The 20,188-nt window shown below is 71.8% G+C and carries 16 protein-coding genes; 9 read left to right on the top strand and 7 right to left on the bottom strand.

Going from position 1 to position 20,188, the window contains the following annotated elements:
• Positions 1-14 precede the first annotated feature (14 nt).
• Positions 15-1,247: a glucose-1-phosphate adenylyltransferase gene (gene glgC / locus ABZU43_RS15240; RefSeq protein ID WP_355007131.1), complete on the bottom strand. Its 1,233-nt coding sequence runs from the start codon at positions 1,245-1,247 to the stop codon at positions 15-17.
• Between the two features lie 72 nt (positions 1,248-1,319).
• Between glgC and glgA the strand changes: the two genes are divergently transcribed.
• Positions 1,320-2,525, top strand: a complete 1,206-nt coding sequence (gene glgA / locus ABZU43_RS15235) for a glycogen synthase (protein WP_355007130.1) — start codon at positions 1,320-1,322, stop codon at positions 2,523-2,525.
• Between the two features lie 12 nt (positions 2,526-2,537).
• On the opposite strand, the gene ABZU43_RS15230 is transcribed toward glgA, so the two are convergent.
• From ABZU43_RS15230 to ABZU43_RS15220, 3 genes are all read right to left on the bottom strand, one after another.
• The gene (locus ABZU43_RS15230) at positions 2,538-3,491 is read right to left on the bottom strand and encodes an inositol-3-phosphate synthase (protein ID WP_355007129.1); all 954 of its coding nucleotides are present in this window, start codon (positions 3,489-3,491) and stop codon (positions 2,538-2,540) included.
• A 99-nt stretch (positions 3,492-3,590) separates the two neighbouring features.
• Positions 3,591-4,466 carry an ergot alkaloid biosynthesis protein gene (locus ABZU43_RS15225; protein ID WP_355007128.1) on the bottom strand — a complete coding sequence of 292 codons (876 nt, stop codon included), beginning with the start codon at positions 4,464-4,466 and terminating at the stop codon, positions 3,591-3,593.
• Complete coding sequence (locus ABZU43_RS15220) at positions 4,463-4,879, bottom strand: nuclear transport factor 2 family protein (RefSeq protein ID WP_355007127.1); 417 nt, start codon at positions 4,877-4,879, stop codon at positions 4,463-4,465. Before ABZU43_RS15220 ends, ABZU43_RS15225 begins: the two co-directional genes overlap by 4 nt.
• 100 nt (positions 4,880-4,979) lie before the next feature.
• Here ABZU43_RS15220 and ABZU43_RS15215 point away from each other — a divergent pair, with 100 nt between their 5' ends.
• The 4 genes from ABZU43_RS15215 to glgB all read left to right on the top strand — a co-directional run bounded on the left by ABZU43_RS15215 (position 4,980) and on the right by glgB (position 10,912).
• Positions 4,980-5,549 carry a helix-turn-helix domain-containing protein gene (locus ABZU43_RS15215; protein WP_355007126.1) on the top strand — a complete coding sequence of 190 codons (570 nt, stop codon included), beginning with the start codon at positions 4,980-4,982 and terminating at the stop codon, positions 5,547-5,549.
• A gap of 215 nt (positions 5,550-5,764) precedes the next feature.
• Positions 5,765-6,481, top strand: coding sequence for a hypothetical protein (locus ABZU43_RS15210; RefSeq protein ID WP_355007319.1), 717 nt, complete (start codon positions 5,765-5,767; stop codon positions 6,479-6,481).
• 175 nt (positions 6,482-6,656) lie between these two features.
• Positions 6,657-8,822, top strand: coding sequence for a maltotransferase domain-containing protein (locus ABZU43_RS15205; protein ID WP_355007125.1), 2,166 nt, complete (start codon positions 6,657-6,659; stop codon positions 8,820-8,822).
• Positions 8,810-10,912, top strand: coding sequence for a 1,4-alpha-glucan branching protein GlgB (gene glgB, locus ABZU43_RS15200; protein WP_355007124.1), 2,103 nt, complete (start codon positions 8,810-8,812; stop codon positions 10,910-10,912). The genes ABZU43_RS15205 and glgB overlap by 13 nt, the downstream gene beginning before the upstream one ends.
• A gap of 58 nt (positions 10,913-10,970) precedes the next feature.
• Here the strand turns inward: glgB and ABZU43_RS15195 are convergent, their stop codons facing one another.
• Together ABZU43_RS15195 and ABZU43_RS15190 are read right to left on the bottom strand one after the other, a co-directional pair.
• The gene (locus tag ABZU43_RS15195) at positions 10,971-12,995 is read right to left on the bottom strand and encodes a family 10 glycosylhydrolase (protein WP_355007123.1); all 2,025 of its coding nucleotides are present in this window, start codon (positions 12,993-12,995) and stop codon (positions 10,971-10,973) included.
• A gap of 136 nt (positions 12,996-13,131) precedes the next feature.
• Positions 13,132-14,172, bottom strand: coding sequence for a phosphatase domain-containing protein (locus ABZU43_RS15190; RefSeq protein ID WP_355007122.1), 1,041 nt, complete (start codon positions 14,170-14,172; stop codon positions 13,132-13,134).
• 174 nt (positions 14,173-14,346) lie between these two features.
• Between ABZU43_RS15190 and ABZU43_RS15185 the strand changes: the two genes are divergently transcribed.
• The 4 genes from ABZU43_RS15185 (at position 14,347) to ABZU43_RS15170 (ending at position 18,746) form a co-directional block, all read left to right on the top strand.
• Positions 14,347-16,002: a hypothetical protein gene (locus tag ABZU43_RS15185; RefSeq protein ID WP_355007121.1), complete on the top strand. Its 1,656-nt coding sequence runs from the start codon at positions 14,347-14,349 to the stop codon at positions 16,000-16,002.
• 65 nt (positions 16,003-16,067) lie between these two features.
• Positions 16,068-16,865 (top strand): peroxide stress protein YaaA, encoded by a 798-nt coding sequence (gene yaaA, locus ABZU43_RS15180; protein WP_355007120.1) that lies wholly within the window; start codon positions 16,068-16,070, stop codon positions 16,863-16,865.
• 107 nt (positions 16,866-16,972) lie between these two features.
• Complete coding sequence (locus ABZU43_RS15175; RefSeq protein WP_355007119.1) at positions 16,973-17,725, top strand: hypothetical protein; 753 nt, start codon at positions 16,973-16,975, stop codon at positions 17,723-17,725.
• A 64-nt stretch (positions 17,726-17,789) separates the two neighbouring features.
• On the top strand, positions 17,790-18,746 hold the full coding sequence (locus ABZU43_RS15170) for a TAXI family TRAP transporter solute-binding subunit (protein ID WP_355007118.1): 957 nt from the start codon (positions 17,790-17,792) through the stop codon (positions 18,744-18,746).
• Positions 18,747-18,756: 10 nt separating this feature from the next.
• On the opposite strand, the gene ABZU43_RS15165 is transcribed toward ABZU43_RS15170, so the two are convergent.
• A complete protein-coding gene (locus ABZU43_RS15165; protein ID WP_355007117.1) occupies positions 18,757-20,187 on the bottom strand; it encodes a HAMP domain-containing sensor histidine kinase in 1,431 nt (476 codons plus the stop codon).
• Position 20,188: the final 1 nt, after the last annotated feature.

Here is a 20,188-nt window from a genome sequence, read left to right as displayed (position 1 = left end):
GGAGTGCCTGTCGGTCACGGCTCGACCTTCTGGCCCTTGCCGATCACCACGATGCCGTTGTCGGAAACGGTGTAACGCTGCCGGTCCTTCTCCAGGTCGACGCCGATCTCGACGCCCTCCGGGACGAACACGTTCTTGTCCAGGATGGCCCGCCGGACCACCGCGTGCCGGCCGATCTCCACACCCTCCATCAGCACCGAGCCCTCGACGTGCGCCCAGGAATGCACCCGCACCTTCGGCGAGACGATCGAGTTCTCCACCAACGAGCCGGAGATCACCACGCCCGGGGAAACCATCGAGCCGACCGCGCGGCCGACCCGCTCACCCCACTGGTGGACGAACTTCGCCGGCGGCCACGGCGGCTGCTCGGTGTAGATCGGCCAGTCGAAGTTGTACATGTTGAAGACGGGGTGCACGTTGATCAGATCCATGTGCGCGTCGTAGAACGAGTCGAGCGTCCCCACGTCCCGCCAGTAGCCGCGATCGCGGTCGGTGCTGCCGGGCACCTCGTTGTCGCGGAAGTCGTAGACGTTGGCCTCGCCGCGCTCCACGAGCATCGGGATGATGCTGCCGCCCATGTCGTGCTTGCTGGACTTGTCTTCGGCGTCGCGCTCGACCGCCTCACAGAGCGCCCGGGTGGTGAAGACGTAGTTGCCCATCGAGGCGTAGATCTCGTCCGGCGCGTCGGGCAGGCCGACAGCGTCGGTGGGCTTCTCACGGAACGCCCGGATCCGCTTGCCGTCCTCGCCGACCTCGATGACGCCGAACTGGTCGGCCATCGACAGCGGCTGGCGGATGCCGGCGACGGTCACCGCCGCGCCGGACGCGATGTGGTCCTCCACCATCTGCCGCGGGTCCATCCGGTAGATGTGGTCGGCGCCGAAGACGATCACGTAGTCGGGCTGCTCGTCGTTGATGAGGTTGAAGCTCTGGTAGATGGCGTCGGCCGAGCCGGCGAACCACCACGGGCCACGACGCTGCTGCGCGGGCACCGGGGTGACGTAGTTGCCGAGCAGCGTGGACATCCGCCAGGTCTTGGTGATGTGTCGGTCGAGAGAGTGGGACTTGTACTGGGTCAGCACGACGATCTTGAGATAGCCGGCGTTGGCCAGGTTGGAGAGGACGAAATCGACCATGCGGTACATCCCGCCGAACGGGACGGCCGGCTTGGCCCGATCCGTGGTGAGTGGCATCAGGCGCTTGCCCTCCCCACCCGCCAGGACGATCGCGAGCACCTTGGCAGCCATGCCACGACGCTATCCACCCGCGTCCCACTTCACCACTCGTACGGGGAGTCTTCTGCACTAGGGTGCGGGGTCATGAACGAACCCACCCCGCTGCGCGTCGATCTGCTCACCCGCGAGTACCCGCCGGAGGTCTACGGCGGCGCGGGCGTGCACGTCGAGTACCTGGCTCGGGAGTTGCGCAGCCTCGCCGACGTACGGGTGCACTGCTTCGGCCTGCCGCGTACCGAGCCGGGCGTCACCGCGTACGCCGAACCGCCGGGCCTGACCGGCGCGAACGCCGCGCTGCGCACGATGGGCGTGGACCTGGAGATGGCCGCCGGCGCGGCCGGCACCGACGTGGTGCACAGCCACACGTGGTACGCGAACCTGGCCGGCCACACCGCGAAGCTGCTGCACGGGGTGCCGCACGTGGTGACCGCGCACAGCCTGGAGCCGCTGCGGCCGTGGAAGGCTGAGCAGCTCGGCGGCGGTTACGCGCTCTCCTCCTGGATCGAGCGCACCGCGATGCAGGCCGCCGACGCGGTGATCGCGGTCAGTGGCGGGATGCGCAACGACGTGCTCACCGCGTACCCGCAGATCGACCCCGACCGGGTCCGGGTGGTCTACAACGGCATCGACACAGTTCAGTACGCCCCGGATCAGGGCACCGACGTGCTCGACCGGCTCGGTGTCGACCCGTCCCGCCCCAGCGTGGTCTATGTGGGCAGGATCACCCGGCAGAAGGGGCTGCCGTACCTGCTGCGGGCCGCCCGGGAGTTGCCGGCGGACACCCAGCTCGTCCTGCTCGCGGGCGCGCCGGACACCGCCGAGATCGCCGCCGAGGTGGAGGAGTTGGTCGCCGAGCTGCGGGCCAACCGTTCCGGCGTGGTCTGGGTGGCCGAGATGCTGCCGAAGCCCGAGGTGATCCAGGTGCTGACGCACGCCACCGTGTTCGTCTGCCCGTCGGTCTACGAACCGATGGGCATCGTCAACCTGGAGGCGATGGCCTGCGAGACGGCCGTGGTGGCGACCGCGACCGGTGGTATCCCCGAGGTCGTGGCCGACGACGAGACCGGCCTGCTGGTGCCGATCGAGCAGGCCACCGACGGGTCCGGGACACCGCTGAAGCCGGGGACGTTCGTGGCCGACCTCGCTGCGGCGATCAACACGCTGCTCGCCGACCCGGCCCGTACCGAACGGTTCGGCCTGGCCGGCCGGCGGCGTGCCGTGGAGCACTTCTCCTGGGACGCCATCGCCCGGCAGACCCTGGAGGTCTACCGCTCCGTCGGCGCGGCCTGAGGGAGACGGACGTCAGATCGCCGTTCCGGGCGGCGACTTGAACAACGAGGTCGCCTCGTCGCAATGACCACCACGTCCGTCCCGTAGCGCGCTCGCGGCGATGCGGATCAGGTCGATGTTGACTCCGGCGGCACCGCTCGGATCGTGCACCTTCAGCTTCACGTCGAGGCTCACCGCTGTCCCACCCCAACCCTGCGCCTCCAGGTTGAGGTGAGCCACCTTCTGCGAGCGCAGGTGCGGCAGGTAGCCGAGCGGGGCGACCTCGACGCTGTCGGCGGCCCGGCCTTTCGGCAGGGCGTTGAGCTTGGACCGCATCTTGGTGTCGGGGTTCTCGACCAGGTTGCGGAAGTCCTCGGTGCCGCCCAGGTTGACCTGGTAGGAGCTGACCAGGGTGAGGCCGCGTTCCTCAAGTAGCCGCAGCAGCGCCTTGTGCAGCACCGAGGTGCCGAACTGGCTGGCCAGGTCATCGCCGAGCAGCGGCAGACCGGCGGCCTCGAACCTCTCCATCCGGCGTGGATCGCGGGCGACCGGGTCGGCGGTGGTGTTGATGAATGCGACGCCCGCCGTGTGAGCCGCCTCGGCGTACGCCTGAGCGGTCTCCGGCCGGCCGCTGGGCGCCGAGTAGAGCAGCACCTCCGCGCCCGCCAGTGCCGCCGCCACTCGCGGCACCTCGGTCGCGTCGACGAGGCCCTTCGTGACCGGTACGCCCGCTGTGGGCAGGTCGCAGTCCAGCCGGGGGAAGTTGTTGGGTGCCAGGAAGATCGCCTCGGTCAGGTCCCGACCGACCTTCTCCTCGGAGGTGGCGAAGGCCGCGACGATGTCGATGTCCTCCACCCCGAGCCCGTCGATGGTCGGTCTGCGGATTCCGACCAGGCTGCCGGTCTGACGGTAGAGAGCCAGCCCCTGCACCAGTGCCGACGTGTTGTTACCGACCCCGACAACCGCGACCCGCACCCGTTCGATCATGGCGGGAGGCTACGTCACCTCAGCGCGTCGCGCCGGTGCGCAACGGAGAGTGACCTCCGCGCGAGGAAACACTCCGGTGAGCGTGATGTCCCTGAGTCATCATGATGCCCCTGTGTCATCACGCTCACCGCAACGTCCGTCCCCAGAGCTCGACCCGCCGCCGCGTAGGCGGTCCCGGCAGAAGTCCCGGAAGGATCGTGGCGTGCGACCCGTCACGTCCGCGACGGTCGACGTCGTCCGGTCCTCCGCGCCGGCCGCGATCGCCGTGTCCAGGCTGGCGAGGAAGCGGGCGAAGTCCGGCGGTATGCCGTTCACGCTGTGGCGTCCGGCCAGTTCCGCCGCGTCGACCGCCCGGTGTCGCACCGGCCGACCACCGACCTCGGTGAGGACGGCGGCGATCTCGTCGTAGCTCAGCGCCGCTGGTCCGGTGATGATGTGGTCGGTGTTGTGCGGCGTCGGGTCCGTGAGAGCCCGCACCGCCACCTCGGCGATGTCGGCCGGGTCGACGAAGCCGACCCTGCCGGCACCGGTGGCGCTGACGATCTCGCCATGATCGCGGGCGCTCACGGCGTGCGGCTGCTCACTGACGAAGTTCTCCATGAACCAGGACGGCCGCAGAACCGCCCATTCCGGGAACAGCTCACCCAACCGTGCGTGCACCAGGCCCAGTCCGTGTTCGGCGGGCCCGATGGCCGAGGAGCTGAGCAGAACCACCCGGCGGACACCGGCGCTGCGTGCCCGGTCAAGGAAGGGAAGCATGATCGGTGCCGGGTCGACCTCGCCGACCGGTGGGATGGCGTAGATCGCGCGCACACCACTCAGAGCGTCCGGGTGGGTGGTCGGGTCGTACCAGTCGAAGCGGAACCCTCCCGGGGAGGGGCGTCGGCTGGCGATCCGGGTGGGGTGACCACGCTCGGCGAGCGTGGCGGCGACGATACGGCCGGTGGTTCCGGTGCCACCGATGACCAGAATCATGAGCGCACCAGGCCGCCACCGAGCAGTTCCTGTGCGGCGATCGGATCCCAGTAGTCGCGATAGTGCACCAGCTGCCCGTCGCGGATGGTCAGCACGGCGATGTAGCGCACCTCGTACGGCCGACCGGTGGCGACGACAAGACCGGTGGCGACGAACTCGACCACGATGACCTCTGGATTCGTGGTCTCGTGCACGGTTCGGTCGCGGATCTCGCGGACGTCGAGCAGGTCGGGATAGTTGATCAGGTAGTCGTGCAGCTCGGCGCGTCCGGCTACCCGGCGCGGCTGGCCCGGCGGCGCGAACGGGAGCTCCAGCACCGCATCCTCGGCGAACAGCGCGATGAACCCGGCCATGTCTCTGGCGAGCAGCAGCTCCATCCCGCGATGGAACACTGCGGTGGGGGTGTCCGACATGATCGATCCTTTCGTCGTCCGGGACGGCCACGATAAGATTCGGACCGCCGGTCCGTTTCGACTATACGGACCGCTAGTCCGCTTGGCGAGAGGGGGGCCCGTGCGGGCCGATGCGCTACGCAACAGGGAGTCGGTGCTGGCCGCCGCCGGGCGTCTCTTCGACGCGGCAGCCGACCCCGATCAGGTGTCGATGGACGACATCGCCACCGCAGCCGGCGTCGGCAAGGGCACCCTGTTCCGACGCTTCGGCGACCGCATCGGGCTCATCCGCGCCCTCTACGAGCAACGGGGGCTGCGGTTGCAGGAGTCGCTCGCGGTGTCACCCACCCGTCCGGCAGCGGAGCAGGCCGTCGAGCTGCTACGGGCCATGCTGCGCTTCAAGCTCGACAACCGGGTGCTCACGCTGGCGCTGGAGAGTGCCGGGGGCGGCAGTCCGTACCGCAATGAGGCGTACGACCACTGGCACGCCCTGCTCGCCGACCTCGTCGCGGAGGCACGCGGCCCGCAGTCGGCGGACTACCTGGCTCATGCCCTGCTCGCCGCCGTCCGCAGCGACCTGGTCGAGCACCTGCGCGACTGGCCCGAAGCTCGGTGGCACGCGGGACTGGACGCACTTGTCGGCTCCGTACTCGGCCACGGCGCGGAGACTGTTGACAGAGGTCAGGCGTGACCCGCTTTCGTACCGGCGGGCGGTCGTGCACCTCGCTGGGGGCGGCCCGTTCCGCGTCGAGCAGCGTCCGCCGCCCGGCTGACTCGCGGGTATTCGCTCGACGCTGGGATGGCCGGCTGCCACGATGCTGAGCCATGGCGGCGGACGGGTTGAGGCATCTTCTCGAGACATGGGCGGACGTCGACCCGGCGCGGTACCCGTTCGACCCGGTTGAGATGTCAGTGGTGGCTCGGACGTTGGTGCCTCCGCCGCCTCCCCAGCCGACCGGCGACGATGGGTGGGCCGGGTATTCAGACGCCGCCGCCTGGGTCGAGTCCGTCAGCGTGATCCTGTCCGACAGGTACGGTCCGTGGGCCTACCGCTGGCACTGGGGGCCCTGGGAGCGGGAGCATGTGGGCTTCGTGACCGACCGCATCCCTACGCCGGCTGATGCGCCGGCGTTCGTCGCCGAGTCGCTGCTGGCCTGGCGGCACTGGTTGGAGAGCCTGGCTGAGCGTTTCGACCACATTCTGCCGTCGCTCGATCCGACGCGGGCCGCTGACGCGGCGGATGTCGTCGCCGCCTGGGAGGCCGCCGTCGCACAGCTGATGGCGTTCGCCGCCACCCCCGTCGTCGACGACGACGGCTGGCAGGGGAACTGCGAGCGCACGCTGCGGTGGTTCCTCACCGCCGCCGGCATACCGCCGGATCAGGCGCAGATTGTGGTCGACGGAGCGCTCGAGCGGTTCGGCTGGTGGGCACCGTTGACCGCGGTGGAGATCGGCGAGGTCGCCGACCGGGTCGCCCGAGACACGCTCAGCCCCACCGGGATCGTGCCGGTCGGCCGAATCGACAACTGGCCCGACACATGGCCGCACGGTTGGCCGTCCTGGCGGGCGACGAACACCGGCCGGGGCGCCGGGCTCTCCTCCGACCGGGGGCAGCCCGCCTGATCGCACCGCGCCGGAACCGCGAAGATCCGCAACTTCGGGGCATGTGCTGCATGGACGGGGCATTGAGGCAGCAACTTCACCGGAAGTGCGCGGATCTTGCCGTGCGCCCCCAGGTGTGGGGCGGACCGGCAGGCTTGGCCGCGCGCGAACGGATCTCGCGCAGTAGGTTGGCGGGGTGACTGGACGGTTCCCGATCGAAGACGTCTCCCCCGTCGTCTCGTGCGGGCGGTACCCGGCCAAGGCGGTGGTCGACGAACCGGTTCCGGTGTCGGCCCGCGCCTACCGGGAGGGGCACGACGCGCTCGGCTGCAACGTGGTCTGGCAGGGCCCGGACGGCGTGGCGAGGCCGTTCACCCGGATGCGCCCCGGCGAGCCCGGCCAGGACCGCTGGCACGCCACCATCGCACCGGACGCCGTCGGCTCGTGGACCTTCTCCGTCGAGGCGTTCCAGGACCCGTACCTGACCTGGCAGAACGCGGTGACCAAGAAGATCGCCGCCGGGCAGGGGCCGGAGGACCTGGCCAACGACCTGGCCGAGGGCGCTCGGGTCCTCGCCGCCGCCCGGGGCCTCGTGCCGGCCGCCGACCGGCCCCGGGTCGCCGATGCGCTCACCGCGCTGGTCGACACCGACCTGCCGCTGGCCCAGCGGGTCGGCCCGGCGCTGGCCCTGGCCGACCTGCTCTGGGAGCACCCGGTGCGGGAGCTGGTCACCGCCGGTGACACGTACTCGATCTGGGTTGACCGCAAGCGGGCGCTCTACTCGGCCTGGTACGAGTTCTTCCCCCGCTCCGAAGGAGCGGTGGGCGGCCGGTCCGGCACCTTCGCGACCGCCACCGAGCGGCTGCCAGGGGTGGCCGCGATGGGCTTCGACGTGCTCTACCTGCCGCCGATCCACCCGATCGGCCGGGTCAACCGCAAGGGCCCGAACAACGCGCTCACCGCCGGGCCGAACGACGTGGGCTCACCGTGGGCGATCGGCGCCGCCGAGGGCGGCCACGACACGATCCACCCCGACCTGGGTACGCCGGCGGACTTCCGGGCCTTCATCCAGGCGGCGGCGGCACAGGGCCTGGAAGTGGCGATGGACCTGGCGTTGCAGTGCGCGCCGGACCACCCGTGGGTCACCGAACACCCGGAGTGGTTCACCACCCGCGCCGACGGCAGCATCGCCTACGCGGAGAACCCGCCGAAGAAGTACCAGGACATCTACCCGGTCAACTTCGACAACGACCCGGAGGGCATCCGGGCCGAGGTGCTGCGGGTGGTGCTGCACTGGGTCGGCGAGGGCATCCGGATCTTCCGGGTGGACAACCCGCACACCAAGCCGTTCGACTTCTGGCACTGGCTGATCGCCGAGGTGAAGGCGGTCGATGAGGACGTGCTGTTCCTGGCCGAGGCGTTCACCCGGCCGGCGATCATGCACGGCCTCGGCAAGGTCGGCTTCACTCAGTCGTACACCTATTTCACCTGGCGCACGACGGCCGCCGAGATGCGGGCGTACTGCGAGGAGTTGATCGAGGCGGCCGACTACATGCGGCCGAACTTCTGGCCGAACACCCCGGACATCCTGAACGAGTCGTTGCAGCACGGCGGCCCGCCGATGTTCAAGATCCGGGCGGTGCTGGCCGCGCTGCTCTCCCCGTCCTGGGGCCTGTACGCGGGCTACGAACTGTTCGAGCACGTGGCCCGGCCGGGTGCCGAGGAGTACCTGGACAACGAGAAGTACGAGCTGCGGCCCCGGGACTGGGCCGCAGCGGAGGCGCAGGGCCGTTCGCTGGCACCGTTCCTGACCACCCTCAACCGGGTACGCCGGGACAACCCGGCCCTGCACCAGCTCCGCAACCTGCGCTTCCACGAGATCGACAACCCGGCGCTGCTCTGCTGGTCGAAGCACGACCCGGAGACCGGCAACACGGTCATCGTGATCTGCTCGTTCGACCCGCGCGCCGTGCAGTGGGGCAACACGACGCTCGACATGCCCGCGCTCGGCTTCGACTGGCACGAGCGGTTCACCGTGCACGACGAGCTGACCGGCACGAGTTACGACTGGGGTCAGCGCAACGCGGTACGCCTCGACCCGTACCTGCAACCCGCACACGTGTTGACAGTGCGTCGCCCGGTCGCACCCGCCGCGCCGGATCCCGCCGGCGTCGAACCGGCGGATCTCACCGTCGCCGACGTCCCGGCGGAGCTGTCCGGCGGCACCGCGCCGACCGCACCCGTGCCGACTCCGCCCCGCCGGTCAGGCCCTGTTCCGACCCCTCCGCGCCGGTCGCCCGCCCGCCCGCCCGCCTCCGCACCGACCGACGCCGCCCCGAAGGACGACCGATGGACCAGCTGATCTCCGGCGCGACGCACGACCCGCACGCGCTGCTCGGCGCGCACCCCGCCGACGGCTCGACGACGATCCGCACGATGCGCCGGGGCGCCGGCGACGTCGCGCTGCTCGTCGGCGACGAGCGGCACCCGATGAAGCGGGTGCACGACGTGGGCGTCTTCGAGGCACAGGTCGACGGCACGGTGCTCGACTACCGGGTGGAGGTCGACGGGACCGCCCACGACGACCCGTACCGCTACCCGCCGACCCTCGGTGAGCTGGACCTGCACCTGATCCGCGAGGGCCGGCACGAGCGACTGTGGGAGGCGCTCGGCGCCCGGGTCTTCGACGAGGGCGTGGCGTTCAGCGTCTGGGCACCCAACGCCCATGGGGTGCGGGTGATCGGCGACTTCACCGGCTGGGGCCCCGACGACGGCTGGCCGATGCGGTCGCTCGGCTCCAGCGGGGTGTGGGAGCTGTTCGTCCCCAACGCCCGGGTCGGGGCCCGCTACAAGTATCGGGTGCTGGGCGCCGACGGGCAGTGGCGGGACAAGGCCGACCCGCTCGCGGCGTACGCCGAGGTGCCGCCGGCCACCGCCTCGGTGGTGCACCACTCGACCTACCGGTGGAACGACGCGGACTGGCTGGCCCGGCGGGCCGAACGGCAGCCGCACCAGGAACCGATGAGCGTCTACGAGGTGCACCTCGGCTCGTGGCGGCCCGGCCTTAGCTACCGCGAGTTGGCCGAGCAGCTCACCGCGTACGTCACCGAGCTGGGCTTCACGCACGTCGAGTTCCTGCCCGTGATGGAGCACCCGTTCGGCGGCTCCTGGGGCTACCAGGTGACCGGCTACTACGCGCCGACCTCCCGGTTCGGCGACCCGGACGAGTTCCGGTACCTGGTGGACCGGCTGCACGAGGCCGGCATCGGCGTACTCCTGGACTGGGTGCCCGCGCACTTCCCGAAGGACGAGTGGGCCCTCGCGCGGTTCGACGGCACCCCTCTCTACGAGCACCCCGACCCGCGGCGCGGCGAGCACCCCGACTGGGGCACGTACGTCTTCGACTTCGGCCGCAACGAGGTCCGCAACTTCCTGGTCGCCAACGCGCTCTACTGGTGCGACCAGTTCCACGTCGACGGGCTGCGGGTCGACGCGGTCGCCTCCATGCTCTACCTGGACTACTCCCGCAACCACGGCGAGTGGGCCCCCAACAAGTACGGCGGCCGGGAGAACCTGGAGGCCATCGCGTTCATGCAGGAGGTGAACGCGACCGTCTACAAGCACCACGCCGGCGTCGTCATGATCGCCGAAGAGTCCACCGCCTGGCCGGGGGTCACCCGCCCCACCGCCGAGGGCGGGCTGGGCTTCGGGTTCAAGTGGAACATGGGCTGGATGCACGACACCCTGCTCTACACCTCGAAGGACCCGATCTACCGCCAGCACCACCACCACCAGCTCACCTTCTCCCTGGCGTACGCCTGGAGCGAGAACTACGTGCTGCCGATCAGCCACGACGAGGTGGTGCACGGCAAGGGCTCACTGGCCGGCAAGATGCCCGGCGACACCTGGCAGCGGCTGGCGAACGTGCGGGCGCTGCTGGCGTACATGTGGGCGCACCCCGGCAAGCAGCTACTCTTCATGGGCTCCGAGATGGCCGACGACCGGGAGTGGAGCGAGGAGCGCGGGCTCGACTGGTACCTGCTCCACGACCCGGCCCGCGCCGGCGTACAACGACTCGTCGGTGACCTCAACCGGGTCTACCGGGAGACTCCGGCGCTCTGGGCACAGGACACCGAGCCGGCGGGCTTCCGCTGGATCGCCGGTGACGACGTCGCCAACAACACCGTGTCGTTCGTCCGGATCGCCCCGGACGGCTCGACGCTGGTGTGCGTGGCGAACTTCTCCGCCCAGCCGCTGCACGACTACCGGGTCGGCCTGCCGGCCGGCGGGACGTGGACCGAGGTGCTCAACACCGACGCGCACCACTACGGCGGGTCGGGGGTGGGCAACCTGGGCGAGGTACGGGCCGAGGACGTGCCGTGGCACGGGATGGTCGCCTCGGCCGCCCTCCAGGTCCCGCCGCTGGGTGCCGTCTGGCTCCGCCGCGACTGACGGGTGAGCGGGACCGTTCCCCCGGGACGTCGAGACGCCTCGGGGGAACGGCGCGGGCTCAGAGCCGGGTGATCCGGACGGCGTCGGCGACGACGTACCCCGTCGTGCTGGTCCACCGGCTGACCCCGACGACCTGGCGCGTCCCCGCGGCGAAGTCGTAGGTGCCCAACACCCGCCACTGGCCGCCGCCGCTGCGCTGGTCGACGGAGGCCGTCACGGTCCCGTTCGCGGTGGCCACCAGGTGCGGCGTGGCGCTGTTGTAGCCGGGATCGGCCGGGTACCAGACCTCGACCCGGTACGAGCCGGCGGCGGGCAGCGTCGCGCTGAACCAGGCCGGGTCACTGACCGCCTGCGGCTCGGCGAAGCGGTAGTTCGTGCCGTACCGCGTGGTGAGGTACGACGAGGTGCCCCAGGTGGCCGCGGCGGTGAAGCCACCAGTGGTGGTGTTGTCCACGATCACGCTGAACGTGCCGCCGGTGCCGGTGACCACCCGCGCGTTGCTGGCCGGGCTCTCGTGGTGCAGCCGGTCCAGGGCAGTCACCAGGTACCGGTAGGTCGAGCCGGCCGCGGCGGTGGCGTCGGTGAACGTCCCGGTGCTGCCTGAGGCACGCACCGTGCCGAGCAGGTTGCGGGCATCGGCCAGGGCGCAGGGGTCGACCGGGCCGTCGCCGGGCAGTCGGTACACGGCGTACGAGGCCGTACTGCCGGCGGTGCCACGCTGCCAGTTCAGCGTCACGCCGCCGGTGCCGCGTACCGCCGAGGTGAGGTTCGGCGCGGCGGGCGCGGCACCGCCCACCCCGGCCGGTGCCAGGGCGGGCCGGCGGTAGTGGTCGGTCGTCAGCCGGGAGACGGCACCGATGCGGTCGGCGCGTACGTCCTTGGCGCTGAAGTGGATGTCGCCGAGGATCCGGGGGTAGGCGCGGTTGAGGGTCAGGTGGTCGGTGAGTTCGGCCGGGTCCTGCCAGGCGGCATCCTGCCCGGAGGCCCCGGCGCGGTAGGTGGCCTGCCCGACGAGCAACTGCACTGTGGTGCCGTTGACGGTCTCCGACCACCAGCGGACCAATTCCGCGTAGTCGGCCGCGGGGTGGCCGATCTGCCAGTAGATCTGCGGGGCGATGTAGTCGATCCACCCCTGCTTCACCCACCGTCGGGTGTCGGCGTAGATCGCGTCGTACGACTGGAGGCCGGTGGTGCGCGAGCCGAGCGGGTCGGTGCCGGCGTTGCGCCAGATGCCGAACGGGCTCACGCCGAGCTTCACCCACGGCTTCGCCGCCCGGATCTTGGCACTCATCTCCTGCACCAGCAGGTTGACGTTGTTGCGCCGCCAGTCGGCGACGGTGCTGAAGCCGGCGCCGTACTGGGCGTACGTGGCCTGGTCGGGGAAGCCCCCACCGCTGCCCGGGTACGGGTAGAAGTAGTCGTCCCAGTGCACCGCGTCGATGTCGTAGCGGCTGACGGCGTCCATCATCGCGGTCTGCACGAAGGCCCGGACGGCGGGGATGCCGGGGTTGTAGTAGAGCTGGCCGTTGTAGGCGACCGCCCAGCCCGGGTTCTTGCGGGCCGGGTGGCTGGCGGCCAGCTTGGTCAGGTCGGTGTGGGTCGCGACCCGGTACGGGTTGAACCAGGCGTGGAACTCCAGGTTGCGGGCGTGCGCCTCGGCCACCATGAAGGCCATCGGGTCGTAGCCGGGATTGCCTCCCTGGGTTCCGGTGAGCCACTGCGACCACGGCTCGTACGTCGACGGCCAGAAGGCGTCGGCGGCGGGACGGACCTGCACGACGACGGCGTTCATCCGACGCTGCTTGGCCAGGTCGAGCCAACCCCGGTACTCCGCCTGTTGGGCGGCGGCGGTGAGGCCGGTGCGGCTGGGCCAGTCGATGTTGGCCACGCTGGCGATCCACATCCCCCGGAACTGCCGTTTCGGGGTGGCCGGATCTGTCACGCAGGCTGCCTGGGCGGCCACCGGCACGGTGCCCGGCGGCGTGGTTGGGGAGGGAGGTACGGCCGTGGGGAGGGCCGCGCCGAGCGTCAGCGCCGCTACCAGCGCCAGCCCGGGAAGGGATCGATGAAAGTCGACACGCACGAAAGTATGTTCAGTGCTGCGGGACTGCCACGCAAGTATTCTTCACAGTTTTCACTCTGCGAAGTCGGCCGCTGACCGTTCAGGACGGGACGCCCACGGGCCGGTCTTGGCGCGAGGCACCGTCGGCGTCAGCGGATCAGACCAGGTTGGCGTCGCGAAGCAGTTGCCACAGGCCGGCGCCGTCCGGGGCGGAGAGCCACTTCTGCCCCACCGGCCCCGACGACGGGCGGCCGGCGGGGGCGGGCAGGGTGCCGGCCAGCACCGACTGGGTCGGGGAGAGACGGCGGATCGCCACCCCGGCGACGTTCTCCGGGTGGGCGGCGGCGAACTCCCGGTAGATCTCCTGGTCGTGCTGGCCGTCGTCGCCGACGAGCAGCCAGCGCACGTCGGGGAACTCGTTGGCCAGCCGGGCCAGGGTGGACCGCTTGTGTTCCATCCCGCTGCGGAACCAGCGGTCGGCGGTCGGGCCCCAGTCGGTGAGCAGCAGCGGCCCGGCCGGGTAGAGGTGGCGGGACAGGAAGCGGGTCAGGGTCGGGGCCACGTTCCAGGCGCCGGTGGAGAGGTAGAAGACCGGTGCGCCGGGGTGCGCGGTGACCAGCCGCTCGTAGAGCACCGCCATGCCGGGCACCGCGTTGCGGGCGTGCTCGTCGAGCACGAACGTGTTCCATGCGGCGAGCAGCGGCCGGGGCAGCGCGGTCACCATCACCGTGTCGTCGATGTCGGAGATGATGCCGAACTTGACCTCCGGGTCGAGGATGCGCACCGGGGCGTCGACCGGCTCGGCGTCCGGGACGCTGAGCCGGACCGTACCCCAACCGGGCGGCAGGTCCGCCTCGACCAGCGTGTCGACGAAGCCGCTGCGGTCGGCCCGCGTCTCGTGTCGCACCCCGCCGGCCTCGATGGTCACCGTGACGTGCTTGTTCGGCAACGTCGTGAAGCTGCGCCAGCCGCGAACCTTGTCGAGCCGACCCCGCTGACGGGTGTCCGGACGGCCCAGCAGCACCCGACACATCACCCGCACCCAACCCGGCGCGCCATAGCCGGTGTACGCGACGATGTTGACCCGCCAGCCGGTGCGGCGCAGCCGGCGCTCGACGAGCTGGTGCACGGCGTCCTCGATCCGCGCGGCCCGGTGCAGGTTCGGAACGGCCAGTTGGCCGGCGGGAGTGGGTGGCACGCGCCAACCCTGCCACACGTCGACAGCCACGGCCACGCGAGCCGACCCCGGCCGCGCCGATCCGGGCCGGCGGCCGTGTGGTCGACCCAGGCCCCACCGGGCTGCGCCGATCGGCCTCGGCGGCCCGACCGAACGTGAAACACTCCGGTCGGGACGACGACGGGGGCGTTGGTCGTGTCGCATCCAGAGCAGCACCGTGGGCGATGGCGCCCACGACTCGATCGACCGGCGCTCGCCGCGCTGCTGTTCGGGCTCGCCGGCGTCGTCTACCGGCTGGTCCTGACGCTGTTCACCGTGCCCGTGTCGAACAGCGACGAGGCGACGTTCGGTCTCGCCGCGCTGCACATCGGGCAGGGCCGGGAACGCCCGGTCTTCCTCTACGGCCAGCACTACATGGGGATGTTGGAGTCATACCTGGCCGCTCCCCTGGTGGCGGTGGCCGGGCCGAGCTGGCCGGTGCTGCGCCTGCCGATGCTCGCGCTGTACGCGGTCTTCCTCTACCTGATCCACCGGTTGACCCGCCGCCTCTGCACCCCGTGGTTCGCCGCCTTCGTGGTGGGTCTGCTCGCGCTCGGGCCGGAGCGGGTGGTGCGCGACCAGCTCACCGTCGTCGGCGGGCGTCCGGAGGTGAAGCCGGCGGTGCTGCTGATGCTGCTGATCACCGTGGGGCTGGCCGCCGGCACGGTCCACCGCCGACGGTTGGCGGTCGGCCTGTTCGGGCTGCTCGTCGGGCTGGCCGTCTGGTCGGACTGGCTGATCCTGCCGTACCTCGCTGTCGCCGGGTTGGCCCTGGTCTGGGCGGTACGGCGGGAGCTGCTCGGCTGGTCCGGTCTGCTGCTGGCGGCGGGGGTGGCCGTCGGCGTCGCCCCGATGATCGTCGACAACCTGCGGGCCGGGCCCGGTGATGACTCGCTGTCGGTGTTCCGGCAGGTCAGCACGAAGGTCGGCCCGCAGCCGCCGTGGTCCGACCGGATCCGGGGCGGCCTGCTGGAGGGCGTGCCGCTGGCGCACGGGCTCTGCCCGGTGGACGGTTGCGGACGCTGGCAGCAGTGGTTCGGTGTGTTGTACCCGGTGCTGCTGCTGGCCGGCGCGGCACTCGCTGTGCTCGCGTACCGGCGCGCCGCCGGGGCACCGCGTGCGGAGCGGGTCGGACGCGGGGCCGGCGGGCTACGTGGGGAGCGGGTCGGGCCGGTCGTGCAGCTCGCGCTGGTCGCCGGCGCGGCGTTGACACTGCTGTCGTACGTGCGCAGTCCGCTCGCCGCGACCAGCCCGCTGGACAACGCCCGATACCTGTCGGTGCTGCAACTGTCGTTGCCGGCGGTGCTCTGGCCGCTCTGGGTGGCGGCGTTGACCGCCTGGCGGGGCACCAGCAGCGTGCTGGGGCGATTCACCGGCGCGCTGTCCGCCGCCGTGCTGGCCGCGCTGACAGTGACCACCCTGGTGATCACCGTGCTGTTCGCGGCCACCGGCACCGCGGCGTCGCGGACCGAGGAACGCCAGGCCCGGGAGCTGGCCGCCGCGCTGCGCGCCGACGGACCCCATGAGGTGTACGGGGACTACTGGACCTGCAACCGGTTGATCTTCAACACGGATGAGTCCGTGGTCTGCGGGGTGCTCGACGGGAACCTGTCACCGGGGCAGAACCGCTACCGACCGTACTGGCGGCAGGTGGGGCGGGCCGAGCGGCCGGGCTACGTGGTGGAGATCGACTCACCGATGGACCGGCGGTTGCGGAGGCTGCTCGCCGACCGAGCCGACGCCGCGCCGGTGCGGGAGGTCGGCGGCTATCGCGTGTACCACCCCGACACCCCGGTGCGGCCCTGGCGGTAGGGGCTGGTCGTACGCTGGCCGGGCCGGCGCGTGGGGCGCCGCCGTTTCGCCCGTCGAGGAGACCCATGCTCATCCTGTTGCCGCCCTCGGAGGGAAAGGCTGACGCCGGCACCGGGCGGCGTTGGGCCCCGGACCGGCTCTCGCTGCCCGAGCTGAACCCGGCCCGCGAGCGGGTGCTGGACGCCCTGGTGGCGCTGAGCGCCGGGCCGGACGAGGAGGCCGCGCGGGCGGCGCTCGGCCTCAGCGAGGGCCAGCGGGGCGAACTGCGGCGCAACGCAAGGCTGCGGGAGGCGGCCACCGCGCCGGCCGAGCGACTCTACACCGGGGTGCTCTACGAGGCGTTGGACCTGGCCTCGTTGCCTGCCACGGCGCAGCGGGCGGCCCGCCGGTCGATCCTGATCAGCTCCGGGCTGTGGGGCGCGGTCCGACTGGCCGACCGGATTCCGCCGTACCGCTGCCCGATCGGCGCCCGCCTGCCCGACGTCGGGGCGCTGTCGACGTACTGGCGCAGGGAGCTGACGCCGACGGTGGACGGCGCCGCCGGGCGCGGCCCGGTGCTGGACCTACGCTCCGGCGCGTACGCGGCCACCTGGACGCCGCGCGGTGAGCTGGCCGAGCGCACTGTCACAGTGCGGGTGCTGCACGAGCGGGAGGTCGACGGCGTGCCGATCCGCTCGGTGGTCAGCCACTTCAACAAGGCGACCAAGGGGCGGCTGGTCCGGGACCTGCTCGTCGCCGGCGCCCGGCCGCGCACCGCCGCGGAGCTGGTCGGCGCGCTGCGGGAGCTGAAGCACACAGTGGTGGAGCAGTCCGCCGCTCCCGGACGGATGCGGCAGGTGGATCTGGTGGTCACCGACCTCTAGCGAGCACCGCAGCCGCAAGATTTGCTCAAGGCTGGGCCGGAGGAGTTCCGTAACGGCGTGGCAGGGGCCACGGTAGGGCAACCCAGACTCCGACAAGGGAGCCTTCGTTGACCCACGAACCCGCCCTGCTCGACCGGCCGCACACCCCGACCACCCCATCCCCGTTGGGCTGGCTGACCCTGGGCGACGCGTTCGAGGCTGCCTGCCTGCTGCGCTGCACACCACCACCGACCGCCACCCGGCCCAGCGCGGTCCGGGCCGAGCACACCGCCGGGGTGGAGTTCAACCGAGAGGACGCCGCGCAGCGGATGCGGCAACTGCTCAACCGGCTGGACATCCCGGTCACCCACGAGGTGGCCGTCGGCGGCCTGCGTCGCCGCTACGAGCTGCACCGGCTGTGGGTGCCCCGGGAGCACCAGGGCGCGTACACCCGGATGTTGGACGCGGGCTGGTGGCAGGGGCGACGCGAGCTGCTCGGCGGGCCGCTGCCCGGCGCCTCACCGGCCCGCCGACGGTTGGTGACCCGCCTGGCGGAGGCAGCCTGGCGCTCGGCGTTGCTGGCCGCCGGGCGGCACGTCCGACGGCACATCCTCGGTGTCCGGCTCACCGACCGGGAGCTGGCCGCGGTGCTGATCCGGGGAGCGGCCGTGCTCGACGTACCGGCCCGGCTCCGGCCCGGCACCGGTTGCTTCCTGGTCAGCGTGGCCGACGGCCCGGACCGGCAGCGGATCCTGCGCAGCGCGGCGTTGGAGCCCGCGCGCGGCCCGATGGCGGAACCCGGGACGGCGACGGCGCGCGGGATGACCCCGGCGTCGACACGGGGCGTGGGCGTGGCGCCGGCAGGTCGCGCGGCCTGCTGATCGGGTCCCGACCGTCCGGCGCATCGCCAACCCGGGCTTGCGCGCACCCGCCCGACGGCGCACAGTGCACCGCGTGAGTCGTACCTCGTCCCGCCGCGCCGGTTTGGCCGCCCTGTCGACGGTGCTGCTGATCGCGAACCTGGCCATCGCCAGCTGCCGGGACGCCCCGCCCGAGCCGACGTCGATCCGGATCGCCACCGGCAGCCCCACCGCTGTCTACTACGCGTTCGGGCGGTCCCTGGCAGCCATCCTCAACCGGGAACTCCCCGACGTACGGGCCAGCGTGGTGATCACCGCCGCCTCGGCGGAGAACGTCCAACTCGTCGGCTCCGGCGGGGCCGAGCTGGGCTTCACCCAGGCCGATGTGCTGCCCACCAGCACGGCGGGAAGCCCCGCTGTCGACGCCGTCGCCCGGGTGTACGACGACCAACTGCACCTGGTCACCACGAGCGGCGGCCCGGTCCGCACCGTCGCCGACCTGCGCGGCCGGCGAGTCTCCGTCGGCGCGGCCGGCTCGGGCACGGAGATCACCGCGACCCGGCTGCTGGAGGTGGCCCGCCTCGGTGGTGACGAGGTGCGCCGGGAACGGCTCGGACTGGACGACTCGGTGGCGGCGCTGCGCTCCGGGCGGATCGACGCGTTCTTCTTCTCCGGTGGGTTGCCGGTCCGGGGAATCGAGGAGTTGGCCGAGGCCAGCGCCATCCGGATCGTGGACCTCAGCGAGTGGACCGAGCCGCTGCGCTCACGGTACGGCCAGGTCTACGTCTCCCGGGACATCCCCCGCTCGGTGTACGGGGTGGATGCGGTGACCACCGTGGCCGACCCGAACTACCTGATCGTCCGGGCCGACCTGCCGGAGCCGTTGGTCCGTGAGGTGACCCGGCTGCTGATGGAACGCCGGGCCGAGCTGGCCGCCGCCCATCCGGCGGCGGGACGGATGAGCCCCCGCTCGGCGATCGTCACCGCGCCGCTGTCGCTGCACCCCGGCGCCGCATCCTGGTACCGCGCCACCAAACCGTGACGGCCGCGCCTCAGCGCGCCGGCGAGGGTCGCAGGTCGGCGGCCGGTTCCTCCACCGCCGGCTCCACCGGAAGGGCCGGCGTCGGGAACCACAGGGCGGCGATCAGCCCCCGCGACTCCCCCGGGCGCATGGTGAGCCGCCCGTCCGAGGCGTCCACCAGCACGGCGGCGATGGTCAGACCGAGCCCCGCGCCGTCCACATTCTGCGCGTCCGGGGCCCGCCAGAACCGCTCGGTCGCCTGGCCGAGCTGACTCTCGGTCATGCCGGGGCCGGAATCGCGGACCTCCAGCGCCACCCCGCCGTCGCGACGGGCCACCGTCACCGTCACCGCCCCGCCCGCCCCGCTGAACTTCACCGCGTTGTCGATGAGGGCGTCCAGCGCCTGGTCGACGGCGGTCGGCACGGTCTGCGCGTACGCCGGGGCGTCGGTAGTGGCCAGCCGCAGCGCGACCGACCGGTGCCGGGCCAGCGGCGCCCACGCGGCCACCCGGGAGGCGGCCACCGCGGCCGCGTCCACCGTGACGCGCTCGTTCTCCTCCCGTTCGGCCCGAGCGAGGGTCAGCAACGCGTCGAGCACCAGCGCGAGGCGGTCGGTCTCCTCCAGGGCCAGCCGGTGCTCGGACCGACCGTCGGGGTCGGTGAGACTGGGCCCCAACTCCTCCACCCGCAGCCGCAGCGCGGTGAGCGGGTTGCGCAGCTGGTGGCTGGCGTGGGCGACGAAGGCACGCTGCCGGTCCATCACGTCGGAGACCACGTCGGCCATGTGGTTGAAGCTGGCCGCCAGGCGGCGCAGCTCCGGCGGGCCCAGCCGGTGCTGCACCCGGGCGCCCCGGTCTCCCTCGGCGATCTCGTGGGTGACCGCGTCCAGTTCGGTGACCGGGCGCAGCACCCAACCGGCCAGCCCGAACGCGGTGAGCACGCAGGCCAGCACGGCGAGCAGACCGGCCAGGGCGAGCAGCAGCCACCACGAGACGACGGCTCGGCGGATCGAGCCGGCCGGGGTCACGATCACCACCGCCCCGAGCACCTCACCGCCGTCGTTGATCGGCACCGCCACCACCACGGGGTCGGTCGTCCAGGGCCAGACCGACTCGGGGGCGCTGGTCTGCTGCCCGGACAGGGCGACGTCCAGCACCGTCGCGGTCCCCGGGCTGGCCTGCCAACCGGGCGACGAGACCGGGATGTTCCGGTCCCGGTCGACGATCGCGGCGCTGATCGCGTACAGGTCGTCGTAGCTGGTCAGCTCCGACTCGATCGGGCCGGGCCCGCCATCACGCAACGCCGGTCCGGCCAGCGAGGCGAACCGGGTCGCGTCGGCGAGCCGGTCGGCGCGGACCCGTTCGGTCTCGCGGCTGGCCATGGTGGCGGCCAGTGGTGTCTCCAACGCGATGAGGACGAGGACCATCAGCAGCAGATAGCTGATCACCAGGCGACGGCGCACG

It is taken from the genome of Micromonospora sp. NPDC005205, assembly GCF_040608275.1.
Taxonomy (GTDB): Bacteria; Actinomycetota; Actinomycetes; order Mycobacteriales; family Micromonosporaceae; genus Micromonospora.
Note: the sequence above shows the minus strand (reverse complement) of the source record. Positions and strands in the feature narration are given on the sequence as shown.

Coding starts and splice junctions, on each gene's coding strand:
- glgC (WP_355007131.1), bottom strand. CDS start 1,247: ATGGCTGCCAAGGTGCTCGCGATCGTCCTGGCGGGTGGGGAGGGCAAG.
- glgA (WP_355007130.1), top strand. CDS start 1,320: ATGAACGAACCCACCCCGCTGCGCGTCGATCTGCTCACCCGCGAGTAC.
- ABZU43_RS15230 (WP_355007129.1), bottom strand. CDS start 3,491: ATGATCGAACGGGTGCGGGTCGCGGTTGTCGGGGTCGGTAACAACACG.
- ABZU43_RS15225 (WP_355007128.1), bottom strand. CDS start 4,466: ATGATTCTGGTCATCGGTGGCACCGGAACCACCGGCCGTATCGTCGCC.
- ABZU43_RS15220 (WP_355007127.1), bottom strand. CDS start 4,879: ATGTCGGACACCCCCACCGCAGTGTTCCATCGCGGGATGGAGCTGCTG.
- ABZU43_RS15210 (WP_355007319.1), top strand. CDS start 5,765: ATGTCAGTGGTGGCTCGGACGTTGGTGCCTCCGCCGCCTCCCCAGCCG.
- glgB (WP_355007124.1), top strand. CDS start 8,810: ATGGACCAGCTGATCTCCGGCGCGACGCACGACCCGCACGCGCTGCTC.
- yaaA (WP_355007120.1), top strand. CDS start 16,068: ATGCTCATCCTGTTGCCGCCCTCGGAGGGAAAGGCTGACGCCGGCACC.